General features: G+C 42.4%; 22 protein-coding genes. All 22 read right to left on the reverse strand.

The window, feature by feature from the left end; all coding sequences use genetic code 11:
• Positions 1 to 8 precede the first annotated feature (8 nt).
• The 22 genes from polA to gatC all read right to left on the reverse strand — a co-directional run bounded on the left by polA (position 9) and on the right by gatC (position 23733).
• On the reverse strand, positions 9 to 2654 hold the full coding sequence (gene polA, locus IGI84_RS08435; protein WP_086292321.1) for a DNA polymerase I: 2646 nt from the start codon (positions 2652 to 2654) through the stop codon (positions 9 to 11).
• 125 nt (positions 2655 to 2779) lie between these two features.
• Complete coding sequence (locus tag IGI84_RS08440; protein WP_200124605.1) at positions 2780 to 3472, reverse strand: Bax inhibitor-1/YccA family protein; 693 nt, start codon at positions 3470 to 3472, stop codon at positions 2780 to 2782.
• Positions 3465 to 3938, reverse strand: coding sequence for a MaoC family dehydratase (locus tag IGI84_RS08445; RefSeq protein WP_430600192.1), 474 nt, complete (start codon positions 3936 to 3938; stop codon positions 3465 to 3467). Before IGI84_RS08445 ends, IGI84_RS08440 begins: the two co-directional genes overlap by 8 nt.
• 142 nt (positions 3939 to 4080) lie before the next feature.
• A complete protein-coding gene (murC, locus tag IGI84_RS08450; protein WP_077454527.1) occupies positions 4081 to 5415 on the reverse strand; it encodes a UDP-N-acetylmuramate--L-alanine ligase in 1335 nt (444 codons plus the stop codon).
• A 114-nt stretch (positions 5416 to 5529) separates the two neighbouring features.
• On the reverse strand, positions 5530 to 5994 hold the full coding sequence (locus tag IGI84_RS08455; protein WP_220426559.1) for a SprT family protein: 465 nt from the start codon (positions 5992 to 5994) through the stop codon (positions 5530 to 5532).
• Positions 5991 to 8177 carry a Tex family protein gene (locus IGI84_RS08460; protein ID WP_220426560.1) on the reverse strand — a complete coding sequence of 729 codons (2187 nt, stop codon included), beginning with the start codon at positions 8175 to 8177 and terminating at the stop codon, positions 5991 to 5993. The genes IGI84_RS08455 and IGI84_RS08460 overlap by 4 nt, the downstream gene beginning before the upstream one ends.
• 136 nt (positions 8178 to 8313) lie before the next feature.
• Positions 8314 to 9048, reverse strand: coding sequence for a metallophosphoesterase family protein (locus IGI84_RS08465; protein WP_086292316.1), 735 nt, complete (start codon positions 9046 to 9048; stop codon positions 8314 to 8316).
• Positions 9049 to 9212: 164 nt separating this feature from the next.
• On the reverse strand, positions 9213 to 9584 hold the full coding sequence (locus IGI84_RS08470) for a VOC family protein (protein ID WP_081118582.1): 372 nt from the start codon (positions 9582 to 9584) through the stop codon (positions 9213 to 9215).
• Positions 9585 to 9606: 22 nt separating this feature from the next.
• Positions 9607 to 10020: a DUF1149 family protein gene (locus IGI84_RS08475; protein ID WP_042890719.1), complete on the reverse strand. Its 414-nt coding sequence runs from the start codon at positions 10018 to 10020 to the stop codon at positions 9607 to 9609.
• 92 nt (positions 10021 to 10112) lie between these two features.
• Positions 10113 to 11165, reverse strand: a complete 1053-nt coding sequence (locus tag IGI84_RS08480) for a SepM family pheromone-processing serine protease (protein ID WP_077454533.1) — start codon at positions 11163 to 11165, stop codon at positions 10113 to 10115.
• The gene (gene coaD, locus IGI84_RS08485) at positions 11155 to 11649 is read right to left on the reverse strand and encodes a pantetheine-phosphate adenylyltransferase (RefSeq protein WP_005231326.1); all 495 of its coding nucleotides are present in this window, start codon (positions 11647 to 11649) and stop codon (positions 11155 to 11157) included. Before coaD ends, IGI84_RS08480 begins: the two co-directional genes overlap by 11 nt.
• Position 11650: 1 nt before the next feature.
• Positions 11651 to 12205 (reverse strand): 16S rRNA (guanine(966)-N(2))-methyltransferase RsmD, encoded by a 555-nt coding sequence (gene rsmD, locus IGI84_RS08490; RefSeq protein ID WP_086292315.1) that lies wholly within the window; start codon positions 12203 to 12205, stop codon positions 11651 to 11653.
• Positions 12206 to 12305: 100 nt separating this feature from the next.
• Positions 12306 to 12650 (reverse strand): YlbG family protein, encoded by a 345-nt coding sequence (locus tag IGI84_RS08495; RefSeq protein WP_077454534.1) that lies wholly within the window; start codon positions 12648 to 12650, stop codon positions 12306 to 12308.
• Positions 12637 to 13065 carry a YlbF family regulator gene (locus tag IGI84_RS08500; RefSeq protein ID WP_430600193.1) on the reverse strand — a complete coding sequence of 143 codons (429 nt, stop codon included), beginning with the start codon at positions 13063 to 13065 and terminating at the stop codon, positions 12637 to 12639. The genes IGI84_RS08495 and IGI84_RS08500 overlap by 14 nt, the downstream gene beginning before the upstream one ends.
• Positions 13052 to 14182 (reverse strand): CAP-associated domain-containing protein, encoded by a 1131-nt coding sequence (locus tag IGI84_RS08505; RefSeq protein WP_220426561.1) that lies wholly within the window; start codon positions 14180 to 14182, stop codon positions 13052 to 13054. Before IGI84_RS08505 ends, IGI84_RS08500 begins: the two co-directional genes overlap by 14 nt.
• A 15-nt stretch (positions 14183 to 14197) precedes the next feature.
• Positions 14198 to 17626: a pyruvate carboxylase gene (locus IGI84_RS08510; protein WP_430600194.1), complete on the reverse strand. Its 3429-nt coding sequence runs from the start codon at positions 17624 to 17626 to the stop codon at positions 14198 to 14200.
• Positions 17627 to 17648: 22 nt separating this feature from the next.
• The gene (locus IGI84_RS08515; protein WP_077454538.1) at positions 17649 to 18812 is read right to left on the reverse strand and encodes an FtsW/RodA/SpoVE family cell cycle protein; all 1164 of its coding nucleotides are present in this window, start codon (positions 18810 to 18812) and stop codon (positions 17649 to 17651) included.
• A gap of 2 nt (positions 18813 to 18814) precedes the next feature.
• Positions 18815 to 19114: a YlaN family protein gene (locus IGI84_RS08520; protein ID WP_077454545.1), complete on the reverse strand. Its 300-nt coding sequence runs from the start codon at positions 19112 to 19114 to the stop codon at positions 18815 to 18817.
• Between the two features lie 369 nt (positions 19115 to 19483).
• Positions 19484 to 20518: a diacylglycerol kinase gene (locus IGI84_RS08525; protein WP_081118589.1), complete on the reverse strand. Its 1035-nt coding sequence runs from the start codon at positions 20516 to 20518 to the stop codon at positions 19484 to 19486.
• Positions 20519 to 20528: 10 nt separating this feature from the next.
• Positions 20529 to 21959 (reverse strand): Asp-tRNA(Asn)/Glu-tRNA(Gln) amidotransferase subunit GatB, encoded by a 1431-nt coding sequence (gene gatB / locus IGI84_RS08530; protein WP_005225979.1) that lies wholly within the window; start codon positions 21957 to 21959, stop codon positions 20529 to 20531.
• Positions 21956 to 23428, reverse strand: coding sequence for an Asp-tRNA(Asn)/Glu-tRNA(Gln) amidotransferase subunit GatA (gatA, locus tag IGI84_RS08535; RefSeq protein WP_430600195.1), 1473 nt, complete (start codon positions 23426 to 23428; stop codon positions 21956 to 21958). The genes gatB and gatA overlap by 4 nt, the downstream gene beginning before the upstream one ends.
• Positions 23428 to 23733 (reverse strand): Asp-tRNA(Asn)/Glu-tRNA(Gln) amidotransferase subunit GatC, encoded by a 306-nt coding sequence (gene gatC / locus IGI84_RS08540; protein WP_005225977.1) that lies wholly within the window; start codon positions 23731 to 23733, stop codon positions 23428 to 23430. Before gatC ends, gatA begins: the two co-directional genes overlap by 1 nt.
• Positions 23734 to 23794: the final 61 nt, after the last annotated feature.

Raw genomic sequence — 23794 nt, forward strand, 5'->3', positions numbered from 1 at the left:
CACCTCATTTATTTAGCATCGTACCATGTTTTGCCCCAATTGCTGTCTGTCAGTAAAGGGACATGCAATGCAACGGCTTGCTCCATCACTTCTTTCACTAAAGCGTCAAGACGAGGCAATTCAGATTCAGGTACTTCAAAGACTAATTCATCGTGTACTTGCAGCAGCATCGTTGCTGCTAATTTTTCTTCTTTCAAACGTTTCGCCAGATCAATCATGGCAATTTTTAAGATATCCGCCGCACTGCCTTGAATCGGTGTATTGATGGCAGTTCTTTCGGCAAAAGTTCGAATATTGAAATTGCGCGAATTGATATCAGGTAGGTAACGACGGCGATGATACAAGGTTTCAACGTACCCTTTGTCCTTCGCCTCACGAACGACATCCTCCATATACGTTTTCACCCCAGGATACTTTTCAAAATACGTATCGATGTATTGTTGGGCGGCTTTTCTGGTGATTCCTAGATTCTGGGATAAGCCATAATCAGAAATACCATAAACGATACCGAAGTTGACTGCTTTGGCTTGACGACGCATATTTGGTGTCACATCTTCTGCTTTTTCGATACCAAAGACTCGCATCGCTGTGCTTGAGTGGATATCTTGACCTTCGATAAAGGCTTCTTTCAAATGGGTATCATCTGAAATATGTGCCAACACCCGTAATTCGATTTGAGAGTAGTCAGAAGAATAGATCACCCAATCAGCTTCGCGTGGCACAAAGGCTTCGCGGATCTTTCGACCTTCTTCTAAACGAATCGGAATGTTTTGTAAGTTTGGATCGACAGAACTTAAACGACCAGTTTGGGTCAAGGTTTGCACATATCGCGTATGTACTTTGCCATCTCCTTGGATCACTTTTAATAAACCTTCTACATAGGTTGATTGGATCTTAGCGATTTGACGATAAGTCAAAATGTCTTCAACGATCGGTGCTTGCTCTTTTAGTTGTTCTAACACATCGACTGCGGTCGAATAGCCAGTTTTGGTTTTTTTGATAACTGGTAAGCCCATTTTTTCAAATAAAATCACACCCAATTGTTTCGGTGAGTTTAAGTTGAAGGTTTCACCAGCTTCGGCATAGATTTTTTCTTCAATTTCATGCAACCGTTGCGCAAATTCGCCCTTCATCTGATGCAAGCGAGACGCATCAACTTTGATTCCAGTGATCTCCATCTCAGCTAAAATCATTGATAAAGGCAATTCCATTTCTTCAAATAGCGCTGTTTGATTCTTCGCTGCCAATTCTTCTGTAAGTTTTGGGGTTAGGTTTGTAATCGCCGCTACTTTACGGGCTAAATGAGCAAAGAAGTCTTCCTCATCCGCCGGCAGCCCTTTTTTCGCGCCTTTTCCATAAATCGCTTCATCCGATTGGATCGCATCATAGCCATAGTGAGCGGCAACACCTGCGATGTCATTATTCGTATCATTCGTGTCTAAAAGATAAGCTGCCAATAAAACATCAAAAGCGATTCCTTTTGGTGCTGTCGTGTACCGGTTTAACGCCACGTACGTGCGTTTGGCATCATAGACGAATTTTTTACGTTTCTCGTCTTTTAACCAGTCGGTAAAGACTGGACTTTCAAACAATTCTTCACGATTGCTGACATAAATTTTTTCTTGATTGCCCCAAGCAACACCGACGATGTCTTCCAAATGATAGTTATCCCCCATCATCTCGACATACAATGCTGTGTCTCCCTGGAACATATCCTCCGTTACTTCTTCAACGACCGAAAACAAAATGTCTTCCATCTCAACTGGTTCAGCTGTAATCTGCAGCTTATCTAAGAAGCTATTAAAGTTCATTTCTTGGTAGAATGGCACCAATTTCTCTAAATCTTTGCCTTCATATTTGAGTTTGTCGACATCGACCTCAATGGGCGCATCCACATCGATGGTTGCTAATTGTTTTGAAAGAAAGGCGATCTCACGATCATTGATCAAGTTTTCTTTCATCTTGCTTTTTTTCATTTCATCGATGTGTTCATAGATCCCCTCAACAGAGCCATATTCTTTCAATAGCTTGATGGCTGTCTTCTCACCAATTTTGGTGACGCCGGGAATATTATCGGAAGCATCGCCAGCTAGTCCTTTCATGTCGATGATTTGTAAGGGCGTTAGGCCGTCATATTTTTCAGCCACATGAGCGGGCGTATAACTTTCAATTTCGCTAACTCCTTTGACCGTAATGTCAACTTTCACGTGCTCCGTTGCCAGCTGAGTCAAATCGCGATCGCCAGATAAAACGACGACATCAAATAGCTCTTTATCGACTTTATTTGCCAATGTGCCAATGATATCATCGGCTTCATAGTTATCTAATTCGTAGTATTGAACACCTAACGCGTTGATCAATTCGCGAATGTAAGGCATTTGTTCTTTAAATTCCCCAGGGGTTTTTGAACGTCCACCTTTATAATCTTCATACATCGCTGTCCTGAAGGTGGTTTTTCCAGCATCAAAAGCCACTAAAACATGTGTTGGCTGTTCTTTTGCCATCACATTTTCAAACATAGTATGAAACGCATAGATGGCATTTGTGTGCAGCCCATTGGCATTTTTAAACCGTTCTAATGAATTATGCAACGCAAAAAACGCACGGAAAGCCACACTATTCCCATCAACGAGTAGTAATTTATTTTTTGGCATTTGATTACTCCTTTTCTCAAAAAGTTCCTCTTTATTCTATCAAAGAACGGGCACAAAAGCGATGAATTGCTTTGTTTTCTCTCTCATTTTATACAAAAAAAAAGGCGAGTTTCCTCGCACTTTTTTTAGTTGTTTTTTCCAAAGATTCGCAATAACGCAAGGAATAAGTTGATAAAATCTAAATACAGTTGTAATGCCATGAAAACGGCCACTCCAGTATTTGCGCCACCATTCGTTGCGAAGTATACATTGCGGATTTGTTGATTGTCATAAGCGGTGATTCCCATAAAGACAAAGACGGTCACGATCGATAAAAAGAAATCAACCGGTTGACTGCGTAAAATAAATACATTCAAGAGCGTCGAGATGATGATCCCGATCAACAGACCATAGCCGATACGTCCAACCACACTTAGATCACGTTTGGTCATGATCCCAAATGCTGACATGACACCAAAAGTGACAGCTGCGGAAACAAATGCCCCCACGATCGATCCAAAGTCATAGATCATCAGTGTCACAGACAAGGTCAATCCATTCAAGAGCGAATAGACTAAAAAGCCAGCAACGGTCAAGGAAGGATTTTTCTGCGCCTTCACCCCTAATACAATAACTAGAATGATCTGTACGATCCAAAGACCGGTAAATCCTAGCGGAAAGTTACTGATAAATTGCAGGGTTTGCGCTTTGAAGACTTCCCCAAAAATATAGGCCGAGATCGCACTGATCGCAAGCCCAACGCCGAAGAATAAATACACTTTCGAATAAAAGCGATTTAAGCCTTGGGCTTGGACGGTTTCATTGTTTAAATTATTCATCTTGTTGTTCCTCCTCATTTTCTGCTACTGCTTTTGGTGGCTGGACCATGACCACAGCATCTAAAATACGATGATCTTCTGTGTTGATCGCTTCAACCGAAATAGTTACCACGTCTTTCATTTTATCCACTTTGATCACTTCGAATTCAAAGGTCAACGTTTCATAATGATATACAGGTTCAATAAAGTTTACCGAAAAATTGACTACATGAGAACCAGGACCAGGCAAATGTTTCGATACGGCACTGGTGATGATCCCCATCAACATAATGGATGGCACGATGGGACGCTGATACTCAGTTTTTTGCGTGTAGTCATGTTGTATATACAAAGGATTTGCATCATTAGTAAGCCCTAAATATAACAACAGTTGATTGTCTTCGATCGATTCTGTTAAGGATAACGAATCGCCTTCCTCGATATCTTCAATACTTTTTCCTATTTTTCGCGGTTTCTCTATATTCAAAATTTAATTCCTCCAAAAAGAATAGTTTCATCTGAGTATATTCTATCAGATGCCGACAAAAGTGCAAGTTCGCGGTGCTGCTTTTGCAAAAACTTCAAAGGTAAAAAAACTCTTGCAGCAAACACGCCACAAGAGTCTTTGATTACAATACGTTACGAGTTGTATTGCTTAATAGTTTTTCATAGGCTGTTTCAAATTTTTGTACATCGCCTGCTCCCATGAAAATCACGACAGCATTTTGATGATCCAATAGCGGAGATACGTTCTCTTCTTTGATCACAGTTCCGCCTTTTTGAATTTTATTGCCTAGATCTTCAATTTTAACATCTCCTCGTGATTCACGAGCAGATCCAAAAATGTCACATAGATAGACATGGTCTGCAAGATCCAAGGCTTCCGCAAATTCATCCATTAGAGCGATCGTACGAGTAAAGGTATGCGGTTGGAAGACAGCAATAATTTCTTTCTCTGGATATTTTTGGCGAGCGCCATCGATCGTTGCTTTGATTTCTGCAGGATGATGGGCGTAATCGTCTACGATCGTCATATCCGCTACAATTTTTTCACTGAAGCGACGTTTCACTCCAGGAAATGAAATCATCTCCGCAGCAACTTCTTTCATGTCCAATCCTTCTTTGTAAGCAACAGCGATCACACTGAGTGCGTTGTTGATGTTATGTTGACCAAAAGCTGGCAAGACAAAATGGCCAATATTTTCACCATGGATAAAGACGTCGAACTCTGAACCTTGGGTGGTGCGTTCAATGTTTTTAGCTTGCACATCGTCGTTATCGTTGACGCCGTAATAGTAGATTGGGACATCTGCTTCAAGTTTACGCAAGTATTCATCATCCCCAAAAGCAAAAATGCCTTTTTTCACTTGATTTGCCATCGATTGAAAGGCTGAGAAGACATCCTCGATCGAGTGGAAGTAGTCTGGATGATCAAAATCGATGTTGGTCATAATTGCATAATCCGGTGAATAGGCTAAGAAATGACGACGGTATTCACAGGCTTCAAACGAGAAGAATTCCGCATCGGGTTCCCCATGACCGGTACCATCGCCAATCAAGAAACTTGTGGGACGGATGCCGCTTAAGACATGAGAAAGCAAGCCTGTCGTACTGGTTTTCCCGTGAGAGCCCGTCACAGCAATACTCGTATAGGGCTGAATGAATTGGCCGATAAAGTCATGATAACGAGTAACTTCTAAGCCAAGTTCTTTGGCTCGTACGATTTCTTCGTGGGTATCAGGGAAAGCATTTCCTTGGATAATGACCATTTCTGGTTGAATGTTTGCTTTATCGAAAGGCAACAATTTGATCGCTGCTTTTTCTAGATCACGTTGAGTGAAGAAATATTCTTCCACATCAGAGCCTTGTACTTGGTAGCCTTTTTCGTGCAGAATCAAAGCCAATGAACTCATACCGGAACCTTTGATTCCAACAAAATGATGTATTTTGTTTTGATTTTCCATTATTATAATCCTCTTTTCTCAAATCCGCGTCGTAAAAAAACGCGTGTATTGACAAATATCAGGTTGTCACACGACCTACATTATCATACAAAATGAAAAAAATAGCAACGAGTTTTATTTTTCGACTTGACTTTTCTCATCATTTCCTATTTCTAGCAAACGTCCGCGACATTTTCCACAAACATATTTTTTGATATCCACACGTCGCTGCCGCCGAATCACACAGCCGCAATTTTGGCATTGATAGCGATGTTTGGTTGTCCTTTTGGCAGGAGGTGCATATCGCAAGCCTCCCGTTCTTGCCAGCAATGCCTTGAAGGCAGGGTCTTGGTGACGGTGACCAAGACCTGCTAAATGCAAATGATAGTGACACAATTCATGCTTGATAATGCCGATAAAAACCTCCATCCCGTGTTCTGTGAGCATGGCTGGATTGAAATCCAAGTGATGATCACTTAGATGGTAACGGCCACCGGTTGTTTTTAAGCGAGAATTAAACACCGCTCGATGCGTGAATGGTTTATTGAAAACAGACAGCGACAGCTCTTCCACCAAACGCTGCAATTCTTGTTGGGTCATTTAGCATTTCCTGGATCGACCATTGTTAAACTGATACGGCCTTTTTTGACATCTACTTGCTCGATCCAAACGGTTACGACATCACCGACGGAAACAACATCTTTCGGATGTTTTACAAACGAACGGCTTAGCTTCGACAAATGGACCAGTCCGTCTTGTTTGACACCGATATCGACGAAGGCACCAAAGTCGATCACATTTCGAACCGTTCCTTTCAGTTCCATTCCCGGTTTTAGATCTTCCATACTCAACACATCTTTACGCAATAATGGAGCTGGCATTTCATCTCGCATATCGCGTCCAGGCTGCATTAATGCCTTTAAGATATCCGTGATGGTTTCTTTCCCGACTGACAATTTTGCAGAAAGCTCTGCTGGGCGCAGTTGGGCAAGCTTCGCTTTATTTTCTTCCATTTGTTCTTTCCCTAGTTTCGCTAAAGAAATGCCGGCGATCGCCAAAATTTCTTTAGCAGTGTCATAACTTTCTGGATGGATCCCGGTATTATCCAAAATGACTTTTCCGCCAGGAATCCGCATAAACCCGATTGCCTGTTCATAGGCCTTTGGCCCTAAGCGAGGGACTTTTTTCAGTTGATTTCGCTGCGTAAATACCCCGTTTTCTTCTCGATAAGTCACAATATTTTGAGCGGTCGTTTTATTTAGACCAGCCACGTGCTGTAAGAGTGCCGCACTTGCGGTATTGACATCAACGCCTACTTGGTTGACGACTGTTTCAACGACAAAATCCAATTGTTCGGCTAAGTGTTTTTGTGAGACGTCATGCTGATATTGCCCGACGCCCACCGATTGTGGATCAATTTTGACTAATTCTGCCAGCGGATCTTGCAGACGGCGACCAATACTGATGGCACTACGTTCTTCCACTTGCAGATCAGGGAATTCTTGCCGAGCGATCGGGCTGGCCGAATAAACAGAAGCCCCTGCCTCATTCACGATCACATAATATACTTCTTGATCGATCAATTTTAATTGTTCAGCGACGAATTGCTCTGATTCACGGCTCGCCGTCCCATTACCGATTGCGACCATCTCGACTTTATAGGTTTGCAATAAGCGACGAAACGCTGGTCCAGCCGCTTCTCGCTTATTCATAGGCGCTGGTTTATGAGGATAGATCACTTCGATCGCTAGTACTTTTCCTGTCTCATCAATGACTGCTAGTTTACAGCCTGTACGATACGCTGGATCAAAACCTAAAACGACTTTGCCCTTTAGTGGCGGCTGCAGCAACAGATTGCGAAGATTTTCGCCAAAAATCGCAATGGCTTGTTCGTCGGCTTTTTCTGTTAATTCATTGCGGATCTCTCGTTCGATGGCTGGTGAAATAAAACGTTTCAGCGCATCAGCAGCTGCAGCTTCAACAAAACTGGCTGCGGGTGAATCACTATTTGTAATCAGTTTACGCCGTAGGTAATCCATGATTTTTTCTTCATCTGCCACAAGCGCGACCTTCAAGATGTCTTCTTGTTCCCCACGATTGGTGGCTAAAATTCGGTGGGATACCATCTTATTGATAGGATGCTGGAAATCGTAATACATTTCGTAAACGCCTTTTTCATCTTTTTCAGCATTTTTGACCGTGCTTTGATACAGCCCCTTGTTTGTGTAATAGCTGCGGATCCAACTACGAAACTCTGCAGTATCACCAACGCCTTCTGCAATGATCTCGTGCGCGCCTGCTAAGGCATCTTCTACAGTAGGAACAGCATCACTCATAAATTCGGCCGCTTTTTCTTGTACGTCACCTGTTTTTGGAAAGCTTAACAGCCACTGAGCAAATGGTTCCAAGCCGTTTTCTTTAGCGATCGTCGCTTTGGTGCGTCGTTTTTGTTTATAAGGACGATACAGGTCCTCGACGGCCTGCATTTTTGTCGCAGCTAAAATAGCCTGAGATAGTTCAGGCGTTAGCTTTTCTTGTTCTTCTATCAAACGCAAAACCTCTTGCTTGCGCTTCTCTAAATTTTCTAAGTACTGGTATCGCTCTTCGATTTCTCGAATCTGAACTTCGTCAAGTCCATTCGTCATTTCTTTACGGTAGCGGGCAATAAAGGGGACGGTATTTCCTTCTTGCAATAACTGCAACACCGTACTGATTTGTTTTTGGGTAAAAGCGGTTAATTCTTGTTTCACTAAATCAAGTACCTCTTGATTCATTTCTGCCATTTGTTCTCACCTTTCCTTTGTTGCTTTTGCTATTTTAACATAAAAAAGACAGCCATTGAGCGAACAAGATTGCACGAAAACAACGTTGCTTTCACGACTCTTGTTATGGCTGCTTTTGACTTTTCAAAAAAGACTTTTAAAAGTCTGGTTGCCAAGGGCCTGCTAAATTTTGGTATTCGATGTCCTGAACGATCCCTTTCTCATCAAAAATCACGCCATGCACCGATCCACCAAATACTGCCCCGCCATCGATGCCGATTTTGTCATCTTGTTGCCAAAGATCCGTCGTCTGCATATCTCCATGCAGCATTGGCGTGATGGTATGACCAAAAACGATCGTTTTTCCTGTACGGTTTTTTCCTTTATGAAATGGCTCGCGAATCCAGATAAAATCGTGGTCGGCGGTCTTCCGCCAATCTTTTTTACTTAAATCCACGCCCGCATGGACAAAAAGATACTTCCCCCATTCGTAATAAAGCGGCCGCTCCATCAAAAACTCTATTAAGTCTCCATATCTACTTCGGATCATCAAGGCAATTTCCGTTGGAGAATACTCTTCAGTAGCTCCTGAATGCAAAAGACTTTCAATCGTTTCTTTGCCGCCATTGCGTACGTAGGCGGCGAACCAATCCTCTGGGGCATTTAGAAATTGCAGAAAATACTCTTCATGATTGCCACGTAAATAAATCGCTTGATGTTCTTCAACTAATTTCTTTCCGAACATTAAACACTCTTTGGACTTTGGTCCTCGGTCATTTAGATCACCAATCAAAAGCAACTGATGGATTTTAGGATCATATTCCGCAAGAAGACTTTTAAAAAGATCGGCCATTCCATGAATATCACTGATTGCATATAGATAGTTTTGCATAGTCATTCCCTCCTTAAAGGCAATTGAGTCTCTTATTATCAATTTTAGCCCTTTGGCTGCAAAATGTCTTGCATTAAAATCAAAAAACAATCATTCGTCTTGAACGGTTCGACAGCATAGAGTCGGGTTCATAAAGACGAATGATTGATTACGATCGGTAAAACCTATTTTCCTGAAACAGCAAAATAATTGCCATCCGGATCGGCAAAATTGAAAACCAGCTGTTCTTCCATCTGAATCAATTCACCGACTTCTGCTTCCATCTCTAGAAGCTTCTTATAAAGTGTCGTAATATCTTCTGCAAAAAACATGATCGATGGGGAATTTAATGCGACTTCAGGTGAGTGCGTTTCGATGAACTCACGGTCATATAAGACAAAATGAGCCTCTGCCTCTTTTGATGGCGCGATTTCGACGACGGATGTTCCATCAACGGTTTGTTGTTCAATGATCGCAAACCCTAGTTCTTGCCAAAACTCAACTGCTTTCGTCACATCATCGACGTATAGCATCACTTGCATTTGATTGGAAAACAATGGGCATCCCTCCTCTTTCTCGTTATTTGTCTTCTTCCTTCGCTTCTTGCGCAGCATTCGAATTGGTATTAAAGTTCAATTGTAAACCTGGTTTGTCGGTTACGATCTCTGTCACTTCATAAGTCAAGCGTTTGACGATATCAAACAATGGCTCCACCAAGCGGTCAGTTTCGGCTTTTGTTAGATCTTCTCCGGAATTGACTTTACGATTCAAAATATGATTGACCTGTCCGACACGTCCTGACAAAACATAATCAGGGAACACCAATTGGAATTCTAGCCGAGCGCCAATAATACTGTTTTTTTCCATATATTCTTCATCTTTGACTTTTAACGGCGCAAAGCCGACATTCAATTTGGTTTCCATTTCTTTGTCTTTCGGTTTCATATCGAAATGATATGCTTCAACGATCGGTTGTTGTCTTTTTAATTCCACTAGATTCACACTCCTTATCTAAAAGTATAGCATAACCTTTTCTTTGAGCCTACTGTATTCTTTAGACAATAAAAAAAACGGCGAGTGCCGTTTTAATTTGCTTCTTTTAGTGTTGCTAGATAATCCAAGGCATCTTGGACATTGGCGATCGGAACGATTTTCATATCCGTGTCTAACTTTTTCGCTGCTGCCACTGCCTCTTCATAATTTGTTTTGATGGAAGGATCTATTTCACGCTCTTCGTCAGTAATCTCATCATCTGGGGCAAAGAAGATTTCTGCACCACTTTCACTGGCACTCGCTACTTTTTTATCGATCCCACCGATTCGACCAACGGTTCCGTCAGCTGAGATCGTTCCTGTCCCAGCTATGTTGTGGCCTTTACGTAGGTTATCTCCGGTCAACTGTTCATAAATTTCAAGGGTGAACATCAAACCAGCGGAAGGTCCTCCGATATTGCCAGAATCGATCACGATCTCTTCATCAGAAGTGATCTCTGTATGATCGACGAGGGAGATGCCGATACCGGCTTTTTGATTGCTCTCCAGTTCAATTAGTTTGCCCGTTGCTTCTTTTTCTTCGCCATCTTGCAAGTAAGTCACGGTGATTTCATCACCAATGGTTTGACTTTGGACGTAGTCGATAAAATCTTGACTGCTTTTAAATTCTTTACCGTTGACTGCGGTGACGGTATCTCCAACGGATATTTTCCCAGCAAAGCTGGAATTTGGATCGATCCCCATGACATAGACCCCTTTATAGGTCATTTCATAAGGTAAGTCTGCCAGCTTTAATGCTTGCTCAATCGCACTATTTTGCGAGGATTCCATATAGTAACGTTGAATGCGATTGTACTCCTCATCTGTCGCACCGCCTAAAAGTTCTTCCTCACTGATCAAGTCTTGGAATTCATTGAATTTCGTTCCAATCGCTGTGAACACGGTAGCTTGTCGAATCCCAACACTGGTCAAAGAAAAGGAGCCGGCTGAGGTGTCTTCTTTTTGATTGACGGTAATCAGCTCTTTTAAATCGATCGTTGCTCCTGGTTGCTCGATATAATAGGGAATCGGCAAAAAAGCACAAGCTGCGATGATCAGTGCTAAAACAAACAGAAGAAGATATTTGATCGTTGATTTAAGATTCATTGGTATCACGCTTCTTTACTATAGCATCGTAGATATTTTGAGGTAAATATTCGGCAACATCGCCGTTAAAGGTCAAGATTTCTTTCAACAAACTGGAACTGATGAAACTGTGTTTTGCGTCTGCTAAAAGAAAAACGGTCTCTAATGAGGGTTCTAGGTGATGGTTCATCTCCATGATGTCCCGCTCATATTCATAGTCTTTCACACTGCGAATGCCTCTTAGCAGAAACTGAGCACCTAGTTTTTTTGCGATCGTAACCGTCAGCTCCGTTTCTTGTGCCAGAATCTTGACGTTAGGAATATGGGCGAGGGCTTCTTCGATCAAATGAACTTTTTCTTCACTCGTAAAAAAACTTTTTTTATTGGTATTTGTAAAAACACCCACGATCAGTTCATCAAAAAGCGTGGCTCCTCGCTCGATCAGGTCAACATGACCGGACGTCAATGGGTCAAAACTCCCTGGAAATAAAGCAATCTTTTTCACGTTATCCCTCATTTCTATAGATCGTCACGGCCGATATGCCATAGGTTTGGGCACGGACCAAATGCAACGAGCCGATTTGTTCTGGTAAGTCGATGGACTTGTCTGTTTCGCAAACTACGTATGCAGACGGACGAATCAATTCATCCTTCAGCATAGCTTCTAACTGTTGCAGAATCTCTTGCTTTGCGTATGGCGGGTCTAAAAACAAATAGTCAAAACTTTGTCCCTCAGCTGCAAACTGCCGTAAAGCTTGATTCGCATCCATTTTTAACACCGTGAACTTTTCGGGTTCTTTGGTTATAGCAATATTTTCGCGGATCACTTTGGTTGCTGGAAAACTACGGTCGACACAAACCGCATGATCAGCTCCCCGAGAGATCGCTTCGATAGCTAAGCCCCCGCTTCCGCTGAATAAATCCAGTACAACACCTCCATCTAAATATTGCCCTAACATGTTAAAAATCGCCCCTTTTACTTTGTCTGTCGTGGGGCGAGTGTTGTCTCCAGCGAGACTTTTTAATCTGCGGCCACCATATTCTCCGGCTACTACACGCATGCTTTTTTCCCTCCAAGATCTTCGTAAATACAAATATAGCACTGTTTCTATAAATAGCAATAAAAAAATGGCGGTGACTCAAGGCACCCCCACTTTTTTATTACACGTTTTCTGCCAATCGAATCATCGTATTTTTTTCTTCGATATCAAACCCTTCATCTTTCACTGGATAGGCTGCTGAAGTACCAATTTTTTCAGCAAAATCCATTTCGACATCTGGTCGATAGGAAGCTTCAACTTGTCGAACAAAGTGAAACTGCTCGATTTTTGCTTTTTTGCTTTCGTATTCTTCTTCGTTCAAATACATGACCACGTATTTCATCTTACGTGATACATAATGAACAAAACCAAAACGACGCAAATTTTTTAGTTGGCGTAGGCTGTAAACCCATACGATCAATCCTCGACGCTTTTGCATCGTAAAAGGCTCTTTATCCTCGTGCATGACAATTTCCTCCACAACTTGATTTTGATTGAAAAAAGGGACTCCCAGCGTCCACTTTGACAGAGGGAGAAAAACAAGTAGAGATCGCCACAGTCAGTTCATCCAGCAAACGCTGTAGTTGTGTTTCACTCCAGCGAAACTCACTTACTTGTTCATTAAGATCCAACTGCCGCTTGGCTGTGCGCAACGCCCGTTTTTTTTCTTTGAAATCAGGCGCATACTCACCGTAAGCTTCAATTCTTTCAAAATCCAGCTTCTTTTCTAAAAACGATCGCATCAATTCCTGAACAACAGGATCTTGATGCATAATTGTTTTCGCTTTTTGATAGGTTCTACACGTTTCACTTGCTTTGATCGCCATCACAAGTGAATTGATTTGATCTTCAATCTCGAAAAAGGCTTCATCGTAAATCATCTGACGTACTATCCTCGGTCCCTTCCACATCTTCTTGCACTAAGACTACCATATTTGCTTCAGAAAAAGCAATTCCTATCTTTTCTGATTGTTCATAGGTCAGACGTTCAGCAAATCTTGGGTTACTGAACCAAGACAAAATCGTAAAAGTCGGATCGTAAACAGGCGCTTCGAAGATCGAAGCAGATGCTTCCAATTCCTTATCCGCCAACAACTCTCGCCACTCGTCGTTCGTTAAAACAAAATTACTCGTTTTTTCTGAAGAAAGAGCGCGTTGATAAGAATGGATTCGTTGAGAAGTCAAATAGTCTGATAGATTATTCGTCAAATCAAATAAAAGTCCAGCTGCTTCTTGATGTGTTTGGGTATCCTGTGAGAAGGTTTCTAAGCCGATTTGCTGGCGAATTTTATCGATGATAACAAACGCCAGGGTCTCTTTTTCAAGGTTGGCTTGGGCTTGGTCAATTGTTTGCGAAACTTGAAACAGCGGTCGCTGTCCTTCCGTCAAGGGATAAGGTGCCAGTTTAAGTAGCGTGGTCTGATCCAAGTAAGTGACGGCTTGCAGTTGGGTAGTCTCCTGATCGAAGAACAAAACAGCAAATGTCCCGTTGTCAAAAGCCACTAATGGACGATAGTTCATATCTTCTTCCATCAATTCGAAACTGATCGCACGATCATTTTGTGTCAAGGTAAAGTTAGGATAAATCATGGTCAACTCCGTCAAGTCAGTCAAGGTCATGCCCATCGTAAAAGGTGCCAGGGAAGAGCCCCCGGCGCCGATTACTTTGATTGCTTGCACACTTTCACCATCGGTATTGATCTCAACATACTGTTGATCGTCTAATTGATTGTAGACCCGAATTTCAAACTCGTAGCCCGAGCGATAGGTTTGAATGGGAAGACCATAGACTTCTTCAAAATCCGAAACAGGCTCCCCAATCATTTCAGCTAACCCTTGGGCTGCGATCGGTTCGTAATTCATGGTTGTTGGCGCTTTGATTGGGTTTTCGATCGTCATTCTTGAATCTGAAGCGTTTTGCATGAATACTGGCTGCAAATACACGATTATTAGGGCCAGGACAAATAAGCCGCAAAACAATAATCCTCTTCGCTTCATCTGTGGGTCGACTCCTTACTTCTCTTTGACTTCAATCAAAAGGTCTCCTGACTGAATTGGTTCACCATTGGTTACATACACATGTTCAACCACACCTGAGAAGCGAGCTTCGACAGAAGTTTCCATCTTCATTGCTTCCGTGACCATCAAGGTCTGTCCACGTGCCACTCGGTCGCCTTTTTTGACTAATACTTCTAAGACTGAGCCACTCATGGAAGCACCGATCTGTTCTTTATTCGTTGGCTCCGCTTTACGTTTTGTTTGAACAGAGCTGATGATAGAGTTGTCCTTAACGACGATTTCTCGACGTTGCCCGTTCAAGTTAAAGAAGAGGGTCCGGTTGCCTTCAATATCTGCCTCACCGATCTCGTCGAGACGAATGATCAAGATTTTGCCTTTTTCTAATTCAACATTGATCGTTTCACCTAAGCGCATGCCGTTAAAGAAAGTTGGCGTATCAAGAACTTTCACATCGGCAAACTGTTCATAAGCTTTCCGATAGTCAAGGAAGACTTGCGGATACATCAAGTAGCTCAAGACTTCTTCATGTTTTGGTTCATAGCCGATTTTCTCCGCTAGTTCTTGCTTCACTTCAGCAAAATCAACTGGCTTCGCAAATGTTCCGGGACGTTTTGTAAAAGCTGGGCGTCCTTTTAAGATAATGCGTTGCAATTCTTTCGGGAAACCACCAACTGGCTGACCTAACTCGCCTTGGAAGAAGGTGATCACTGATTCTGGGAAGCTCAATGTATCGCCTTTTTCAAAAATATCTTTTTCTGACAAGCCATTTTGTACCATAAAGAGTGCCATGTCACCAACGACTTTCGAAGAAGGTGTCACTTTTACGATGTCTCCAAACATCATATTGACTTCATGATACATTTCTTTGATTTCATCCCATTTTTCGCCTAAACCAACGGCTTTGGCTTGCTGCTGGAGGTTGGTATATTGTCCCCCCGGCATTTCATGCTTGTACACTTCTGTTTGAGGTGCGTTCAAGCCATTTTCAAAGGAATGATAGTACATGCGGACATCTTCCCAGTAGTGGTTCAACTGTTGGATGTTGTCTACATTGATTTCTGGGCAGCGTTCGCCGTTCAATAGTGCATAATACAAACTACTCATACTTGGTTGACTCGTTGCGCCACTGACCGCTGACATAGCGACATCCACGATGTCAACACCGGCTTTAGTAGCTGCTGAGTAAGTAATGATCCCATTTCCACTGGTATCATGGGTATGCAGATGAATCGGCACATCGATCGTATCCTTTAGCTCACTGATCAAACGATAAGCTGCTTGCGGTTTTAATAATCCAGCCATATCCTTGATAGCAATGATATGGGCACCAAGGTTTTGCAATTCTTTCGCCATATCTTTGTAGTATTGTACTGAATATTTTTGACGGGTCGGATCATTGATATCCCCGGTATAACAAATCGTTGCTTCTGCGATTTTTCCTGTATCGCGAACGGCTTGAATACTTTTCTCCATTTGTGGAACCCAGTTCAAACTATCAAAGATTCGGAACACATCAATTCCTTGCGCTGCAGATTCTTTGATGAATTCTTCCAATACATTGTCTGGATAATTGGAATATCCCACAGCATTGGAGCCTCTAAACAACATTTGCAACAAGGTATTCGGCATTTTTTTCCGGAACATCCGCAATCTTTCCCATGGATCTTCTGTTAAGAAACGGTAGGCAACGTCGAACGTTGCTCCACCCCACATCTCACTTGAGAACAATTGCGGCAGACCTGCTTCTGTCATCGCGGCAATTTTCTTAAAGTCATGGGTTCTTACACGAGTTGCTAACAAGCTTTGATGGGCATCTCGGAAGGTTGTATCCGTCAGCAAGACGTTCTTTTGTTGACCGATCCACTCAACGACTCCCTCGGCACCTTTCGTATCTAAAATGTTTTTGGCGCTGACGAAATCAGGCGTTGCTTGGATGTGTTGTGGCATCCGTGGTTCATTGTAGAAAGGTTTCTTTTGTTTTTCGATTCCCGGGAATCCATTGATCGTGATTTCACCGATATACTTCATGGTTTTGTTTCCACGGTCACGAATCCGAGGGAAATTGAATAGTTCTGGCGTATTGTCGATAAAGGTGGTTTTGGCTTCACCTGAACGAAAGGCTGGATGAGAAACAACATTACGCATAAAGAGAATGTTTGTTTTTACACCACGTACTCGGAATTCTTTCAGACAGCGCATCATTTTTTGAATCGCTTGATCAAAGGTTGCCGCATGTGTACAGACTTTTACAAGCAGCGAGTCGAAATAAGGGGTTACCACCGCACCGGCGTAAGCATTTCCGACATCCAAACGAACCCCAAATCCACCTGGAGAACGGTAAGTATCGATCTTACCAGTATCTGGCATAAAATTATTGGCTGGATCTTCCGTTGTCACCCGACATTGAATCGCAACACCCTCAAAGCGAATGTCTTTTTGTTCAGGAATCCCGATTTCTTTATGCAAGTCTTTGCCTTGTGCAATCAAAATTTGTGTCGTCACGATATCTAAATTGGTGATCATTTCAGTGATCGTATGTTCCACTTGAACCCGAGGATTTACTTCAATAAAGTAAAATTTATCGCCTTCAACTAAAAATTCCACTGTTCCGGCATTGATATAGCCAACATGCTTCATCAGTTGAACGGCAGCTTGACAAATTTTTTCCCGCTGTTCAGCCGTCATTGACACACATGGTGCCACTTCGACTACCTTTTGGTGACGGCGCTGAACGGAGCAGTCACGTTCAAATAGATGGACGACATTTCCGTGCTTGTCGCCTAGAATTTGCACTTCAATATGTTTTGGATTACTAATATATTTTTCAACATAAACTTCATCACTACCAAAAGCCGCTTTCGCTTCACTTTTGGCGCGTTCGTAGCCATCACGTGCTTCTTTTTCATCATGAGCGACACGCATACCTCGACCACCACCGCCAAGGGCTGCTTTGATCATGATCGGATAGTCATGTTCGTCGGCGAATGCTAAAACGTCGTCAATCGATGCTACTGGGCCGTCAGATCCGGGAATCGATTGAATCCCCGCATCGATCGCCGCTGCTTTTGCTTTGATCTTGTCGCCAAAAATATCTAAGTGGTGAGTGGATGGTCCGATGAAAATCAAACCTTCTTCTTCACAGCGCTGCGCAAAGCTCAGGTTTTCTGATAAAAAGCCGTACCCTGGATGAATCACTTCGGCCCCGGCTTTTTTCGCTGTGCGAATAATATCTTCAATGTCTAAATACGCATCGATCGGTCGTTTGCCTTTCCCTACTAAATACGCTTCATCTGCTTTAAAGCGATGGACGGAGTATTCATCCTCCGCAGCATAAATACCGACTGTTTTGATTCCTAACTCCGCACATGCGCGGAAGACACGAATCGCGATTTCTCCACGATTGGCAACAAGAATTTTCTTCATCTAATCCACTCCATTCAATTGATCAATAATTCAAATAATATTGTTTCCTCTTTTCTTCGGCACTGATATTTAATACAAAACCAATACAAATCGACAGCATCAGCAAACTTGATCCTCCCTGACTTAGAAACGGAAATGTGATTCCCGTCAATGGGATCAAACCAGTGATCCCCCCTAAGTTGATAAAAATCTGGGACATAAATAGAGCCCCTATGCCGATACACATCATGGAATTAAAGGGATCTCTTGAACGAATACCGACAAGAAAGATCCGTCCCACCATATAGAACAAAACACCTAAAATGATGATCGATGGGATCAAGCCTAATTCTTCCATAACGATCGAAAATATATAATCGGTGTGCGCTTCGTTTAAGAAACCACGTTTTTGGATACTATTTCCAAGCCCGCGCCCGAACAGCCCACCGTTGAACATTGCGTAATACCCATTGACCATTTGATGACCAGTATCGTATTCATCAGCAAACGGGTTCAAAAAGGATGAAAAGCGACTGTAGACATACGCTGGCAAAAGCTTACCGCCGGTTAGATTCACAAATAGGACGATCAATGCGCTACCAACGATGCCTGCCACGCCTAATATCAAGGTATACAGGTAATTCAGACCACTAGATAATAAAACGACAAAAGCCAGTAACATGACGATCACGGCATTCCCAAAGTCTGGGTAAAGGGCCATGATCCCAGTATAGACGAAAACGATTCCGATTGGGCGCCAAACCGTTTTCCAAAACTCCTGTTGAATGCCTTTTTGCCGATAAGATAGCGTCACAGATAAGAACCAAATAACAATAAACTTCAAGTACTCAGCTGGTTGAATGGAAAAACCAGCAATCGACAACCATCCTAGTGCCCCATTTCTTCTTGGAAAGAAGAAAGCAGCGATCAATAAGAATAAGATCACGATCATGGCGATCTGGACAAATTTTTTGTTCCGAAAAACATCCGTTTTCATTTTATACATGACAGTGATCGCTACTAGACTCAACAACCAAAAAATTGCTTGATTGATGACATAAGAAGCAGCTGTAGTTGGATTTGTAGCAGTCATCGCGACGTAGGACGTGGAGCTATAGACCATCATCAAACCCGTGACACACATAAAAATATACGGCAAGAGAATACTATAATCTAATAAATGTCTTTTCTTTACTTTTTCTGGCAAGTTTATGCCTCCTTGCCGATTTCAGGTGTCCGCTGGTCTTCATAGACCTCGCTGTACAATTGGTTCAAATCTTTTTCAAGATCCGCCATCAATTGTTGTCCTGTTTGATTATCGACGATCCCCAAGCGGATCGCAAATGCCACTTGCCGTGATAGACCATACATCTGAGTATCAACCACTTCTTCAAATGCTTTGCATTGTGCGATACATAAACTATTTTCTTGGTTTCGGATCAGCTTTTTGATTCGTTCTGCGTCATCTCTCAGCAGATCAAGCGCTTTTGTAGAATCGATTTGCTCCATTCCGGTCCCCCCATTTCTTCGTTTCACCATTATAGCATATTCTCCTCCGCTTTTGCATCCTTAGATTGCATAGAAATACGGAAATAACGAACTTTAATGAGCATATATTCTTAACGTTCGTTTTTTTAGGATAGAATGTCCTTTTTTCGTAATTTTTATTCGTTTTATCTTTGACTGCCTTCGACACTTTCGTGAAACAAACACAATTCGTGAAACACCGTTCAAAAAACGTTCTTTACAAAAATTTAAGAAAAGCTGTTCTATCAACTTTCCGAAAAAATAATCCTATTACTTTTTCCACAATTCATTTTAAAAAAAGAACAGGTCCAAAAGTCCCTGTTCTTCCACTTTGCATGAAAAGAAAATCCTTTACTGTGTTTCGTCGCCGATTTTGCCATCGCCATTGATGTCCTCATCGGAAAGACGTTCGACTTCTTTAATAAATCCTTCGCTCATTTCTTGATAGTTCTGCTCACCTACGACCGCATCATCAGGGATTTGATCAACATTTGCAAAAAATTCGATATGATTGTGTAGATTTTCAAAGCGCATAGGAGCATCTCCGCCATATTCACCATCAAGGTTGATCATTAAACGATTAACCTGTTCTGGCGCGTCTACTTCAAGAAAAGATGTCTTCGTATAAATCAGACGACGATCGTTGATGTGCTTGCCACCATTCATCATCAAAGCGACTAAATGGACGATCTCAAAAATATTGGCTGTTTTGACAATAATCAGTGAAAACTTCCCATCGTCAAGCTTAGCGTCGGGGGCAATCTGTTCAAATCCCCCTACTGAATTCGTTAGTCCTAAAAAGAACATTGAGGCTCCGCCAATGTATTCTCCGTCTTCATACTTTAGATGCATTTTGATTGGTTTGACGCGGGGCAGTAATTCGGCTCCTTTTGCTAGATAAGCTAAGTAGCCAAAAACACTTTTCAACTCAGAAGGAACATCATAGGTCAGTTCCGTTAAGTGTCCACCAGCAGCAATGTTGATAAAATACGTATTGGGTGTTTTTCCGACATCCATCTTCACCGTCTGCTGTTTTAAAATCACTTCCGCAGCTGCTTTGATATCGGTCCGAGGAATCTTTAGTGCACGTGCGTAGTCATTGGTGGTTCCTCCAGGAATAATCGCCATCTTCGGGCGTTTTTCTAATGGAGCGATTCCGTTGACGACTTCATTGATCGTACCATCGCCACCGGCCGCTACCACCAAATCAAAACCAGCTTCACCGGCTCTTCTTGCTTCATCACGGGCGGAAAATGGTGCAGCGGTCGTGGCAAACGCACTCGCCTCATAACCGCCTCTTTCCAAAACATCTAAAATATCTGCTAAATTTTTTCGAATCAATTCTTTCCCAGATGTCGGGTTATAGATTACTCTTGCTCTTTTCATCGCTTGCCTCTTATCGCTTTGCTAGTTCTTCTTGCAACAGCTTGTTCACAACGCCTGGATTCGCTTGTCCTTTGGTTGCTTTCATGATTTGACCAACTAAGAAACCAACTGCGCGGTCTTTTCCGTTTTTAAAGTCATCGACGGATTGTTGGTTGTTATCTAGTACTTCATTAATCATTGGTAGTAATTGCGCAGGATCTGATAATTGGATCAATCCTTTGGCTTTTACGACTTCTTCAGCGTCGCCGCCGTTTGTGATCAATTCTTTGAAGACTTTTTTCGCAATCTTCGAACTGATCGTGCCATCGGCGATCAAACGAATCATTCCCGCTAAATTATCTGGTGTCAATTTCGTTTCTGGCAGTTCCAATTTCTCACTGTTCAGATACGCTGAAACTTCACCCATCAACCAGTTAGAAGCTTGTTTGGGATCCGCACCGGCATCAATGGTTTTTTCAAAGAAATCGGACATTTCTTTTGATAAAGTCAAGACCATTGCATCGTATTCTGGTAAGCCCAATTCAGAGATGTAACGAGCCCGGCGTTTTTGAGGCATTTCTGGCAAGCTTTGACGTACACGTTCGATCCATTCATCATCGATCACAAACCGTGGGATATCTGGTTCTGGGAAGTAACGATAATCAGAAGAACCTTCTTTGACACGCATCAATAATGTTTTGCTGGTTGCTTCATCAAAACGACGAGTTTCTTGTTGGATCTCGCCTCCAGAAAGCAATACTTTGGCTTGGCGTTTTTCTTCAAATGCCAGACCTTTTTTCACGAAGGACATAGAGTTTAAGTTTTTCAGTTCTGTTTTTGTTCCGAATTGTTCTTGGCCGTAAGGTCGCAACGAAATATTCGCATCGCAACGCATAGAACCTTCTTCCATCTTCACATCGGATACTTCTGTAAACAAGATGATTGAACGCAATGCTTCTAGATACGCATATGCTTCTTCTGGTGAACGCATATCCGCTTCGGAAACGATCTCGATCAAAGGGGTTCCTTGACGATTTAGATCAACATAAGAATAACCGCCTTTGCCGTGCATGTTTTTCCCGGCATCTTCTTCCAAATGAACTCTCTCGATGCGGATTTTTTTCTTTTTACCTTCCACTTCGATCTCGATCCACCCATCATGACCGATCGGTTGATCGAATTGTGAAATTTGATAGGCTTTTGGATTATCAGGATAGAAATAGTTTTTGCGGTCGAAATGTGTTTCTTTTGAGATTTCACAATTCAACGCAAGCGCAGCTTTCATCCCAAATTCGATAGCCGCTTTGTTCATTACTGGTAAAACACCTGGATAGCCCCAGTCAATCACATTCGTGTTGCTATTTGGTTCAGCGCCAAAGTGAGCAGGTGCTGGAGAAAAAATCTTTGATTCTGTTTTTAATTCTACGTGGACTTCAAGCCCAATGACTGTTTCGAAGTTCATGCCTTATCCCCTCCTAAAATCACTGGTTTTTTCGTGTGGAAATCAGTTGCTTGTTCAAAGGCATAAGCCGCTTTATACATGGTTGCTTCATCAAAATGTTTCCCAATGATCTGCAAGCCGACAGGCAGTCCTTCAGAAAAACCTGCTGGAATCGACATCCCTGGCAGTCCTGCTAAATTCACAGGAATGGTTAAAATATCATTCAAGTACATAGTGATCGGATCATTGATATTTTCTCCAATACCAAATGCTACCGTTGGGGAAGCTGGGCCAATGATCAAGTCGTATTGGCTGAAGACCTTATCGAAATCTTGTTTGATCAACGTTCGTACTTGACCGGCTTTTTTGAAGTAGGCATCGTAGTAGCCAGCACTTAGTGAAAACGTACCTAACATGATCCGACGTTTTACTTCTTCCCCGAATCCTTCACTGCGAGAATTAACATAGACATCTTCTAAATTGCTGACATTCTCTGAACGGAAACCGTAACGGATGCCGTCAAAACGTTGCAAATTAGAACTTGCTTCTGAAGAAGCGATGATATAGTAAACAGCTACCCCATACTTTGAATGTGGCAAGCTGACTTCTTCCACGGTCGCTCCTAACGCACGGAAAGTGTCTGCAGCTTTTAAGATCGCTTCCCGGACGCCCGTTTGAATTCCTTCGCCTAAGTATTCTTTTGGCAAAGCGACTTTCATGCCTTTGATATCACCAGTCAAACCTGCTGTAAAATCAGGAACAGCTGCCCCGGCTGACGTACTATCTTTTGCATCAAACCCACTGATGGCATTTAATGCGATGGCATTGTCTTTCACCCCACGGGTCATTGGACCAATTTGATCTAACGAAGATGCAAACGCGATCAAACCAAAACGAGAAACCCGTCCGTATGTTGGCTTCAACCCGACGATTCCATTGAAAGCTGCTGGTTGGCGAATCGAACCACCCGTATCGCTACCTAATGATAAGGGGACTTGTCCCGCTGCAACGGCAGCCGCCGAGCCACCTGATGAACCACCAGGTACTTTTGTCTCGTCCCAAGCGTTTTTTGTTTTCTTAAAGAACGACGTTTCCGTACTCGCCCCCATCGCAAATTCATCCATGTTTAACTTACCTACTGGAATCATGTCTGCTTGGTAAACTTTGTCCATGACGGTTGCATTGTAGATTGGGTCAAAGTTGCCTAAAATTTTAGAAGCAGCTGTTGTCCGTAGATCTTTGGTAACAATGTTATCTTTGATCCCAATGGGAATCCCTGCCAACACATTGCTTTCAGTGATACCTTTTTGATCGATAGCTTGCGCTAACGCATGGGCTTTTTCTTCGTTCAATGCAAGAAACGCATCGACTTTTGGCTCTGTTTCTTTAATGCGAGCAAAGGTTTCGCTCGTTAGATCTGTCGCAGTAATTTCCTTTGACACTAATAAGCTATGCAATTCTTCTAAGCTTTTATTATATAGTTCAGTCATTAGGCACCCGCCTCCCCATTGTCAATGATTGCAGGCACTTTAATAAAGCCTTCTTCGGATTCTGGAACATTTTTCATTAATTCATCACGGTCCCAGCCGCCGGTCGTTACATCTTCACGCATCACATTGATCGTTTCTGCGACATTCGATGTGAATGGTACTCCTGTGGTGTCCACTTCTTCAAGTGTTTCAACCATATCAATAATTTTTCCTAGCTGAGAGGTAAACTCATGTAATTCATCGTCTGAGAATGAAAGTTTTGCTAGTTTGGCAACGTGTTTGACTTGTTCTTCGCTGATCGCCATAAAATCCTCCTCTTTCTCGTATCCGTAATCTACGTTTACGTTTTTCCAATGTATTGTATCA

Source organism: Enterococcus sp. DIV0008, from assembly GCF_050542615.1.
GTDB classification, from domain to species: domain Bacteria; phylum Bacillota; class Bacilli; order Lactobacillales; family Enterococcaceae; genus Enterococcus_D; species Enterococcus_D innesii.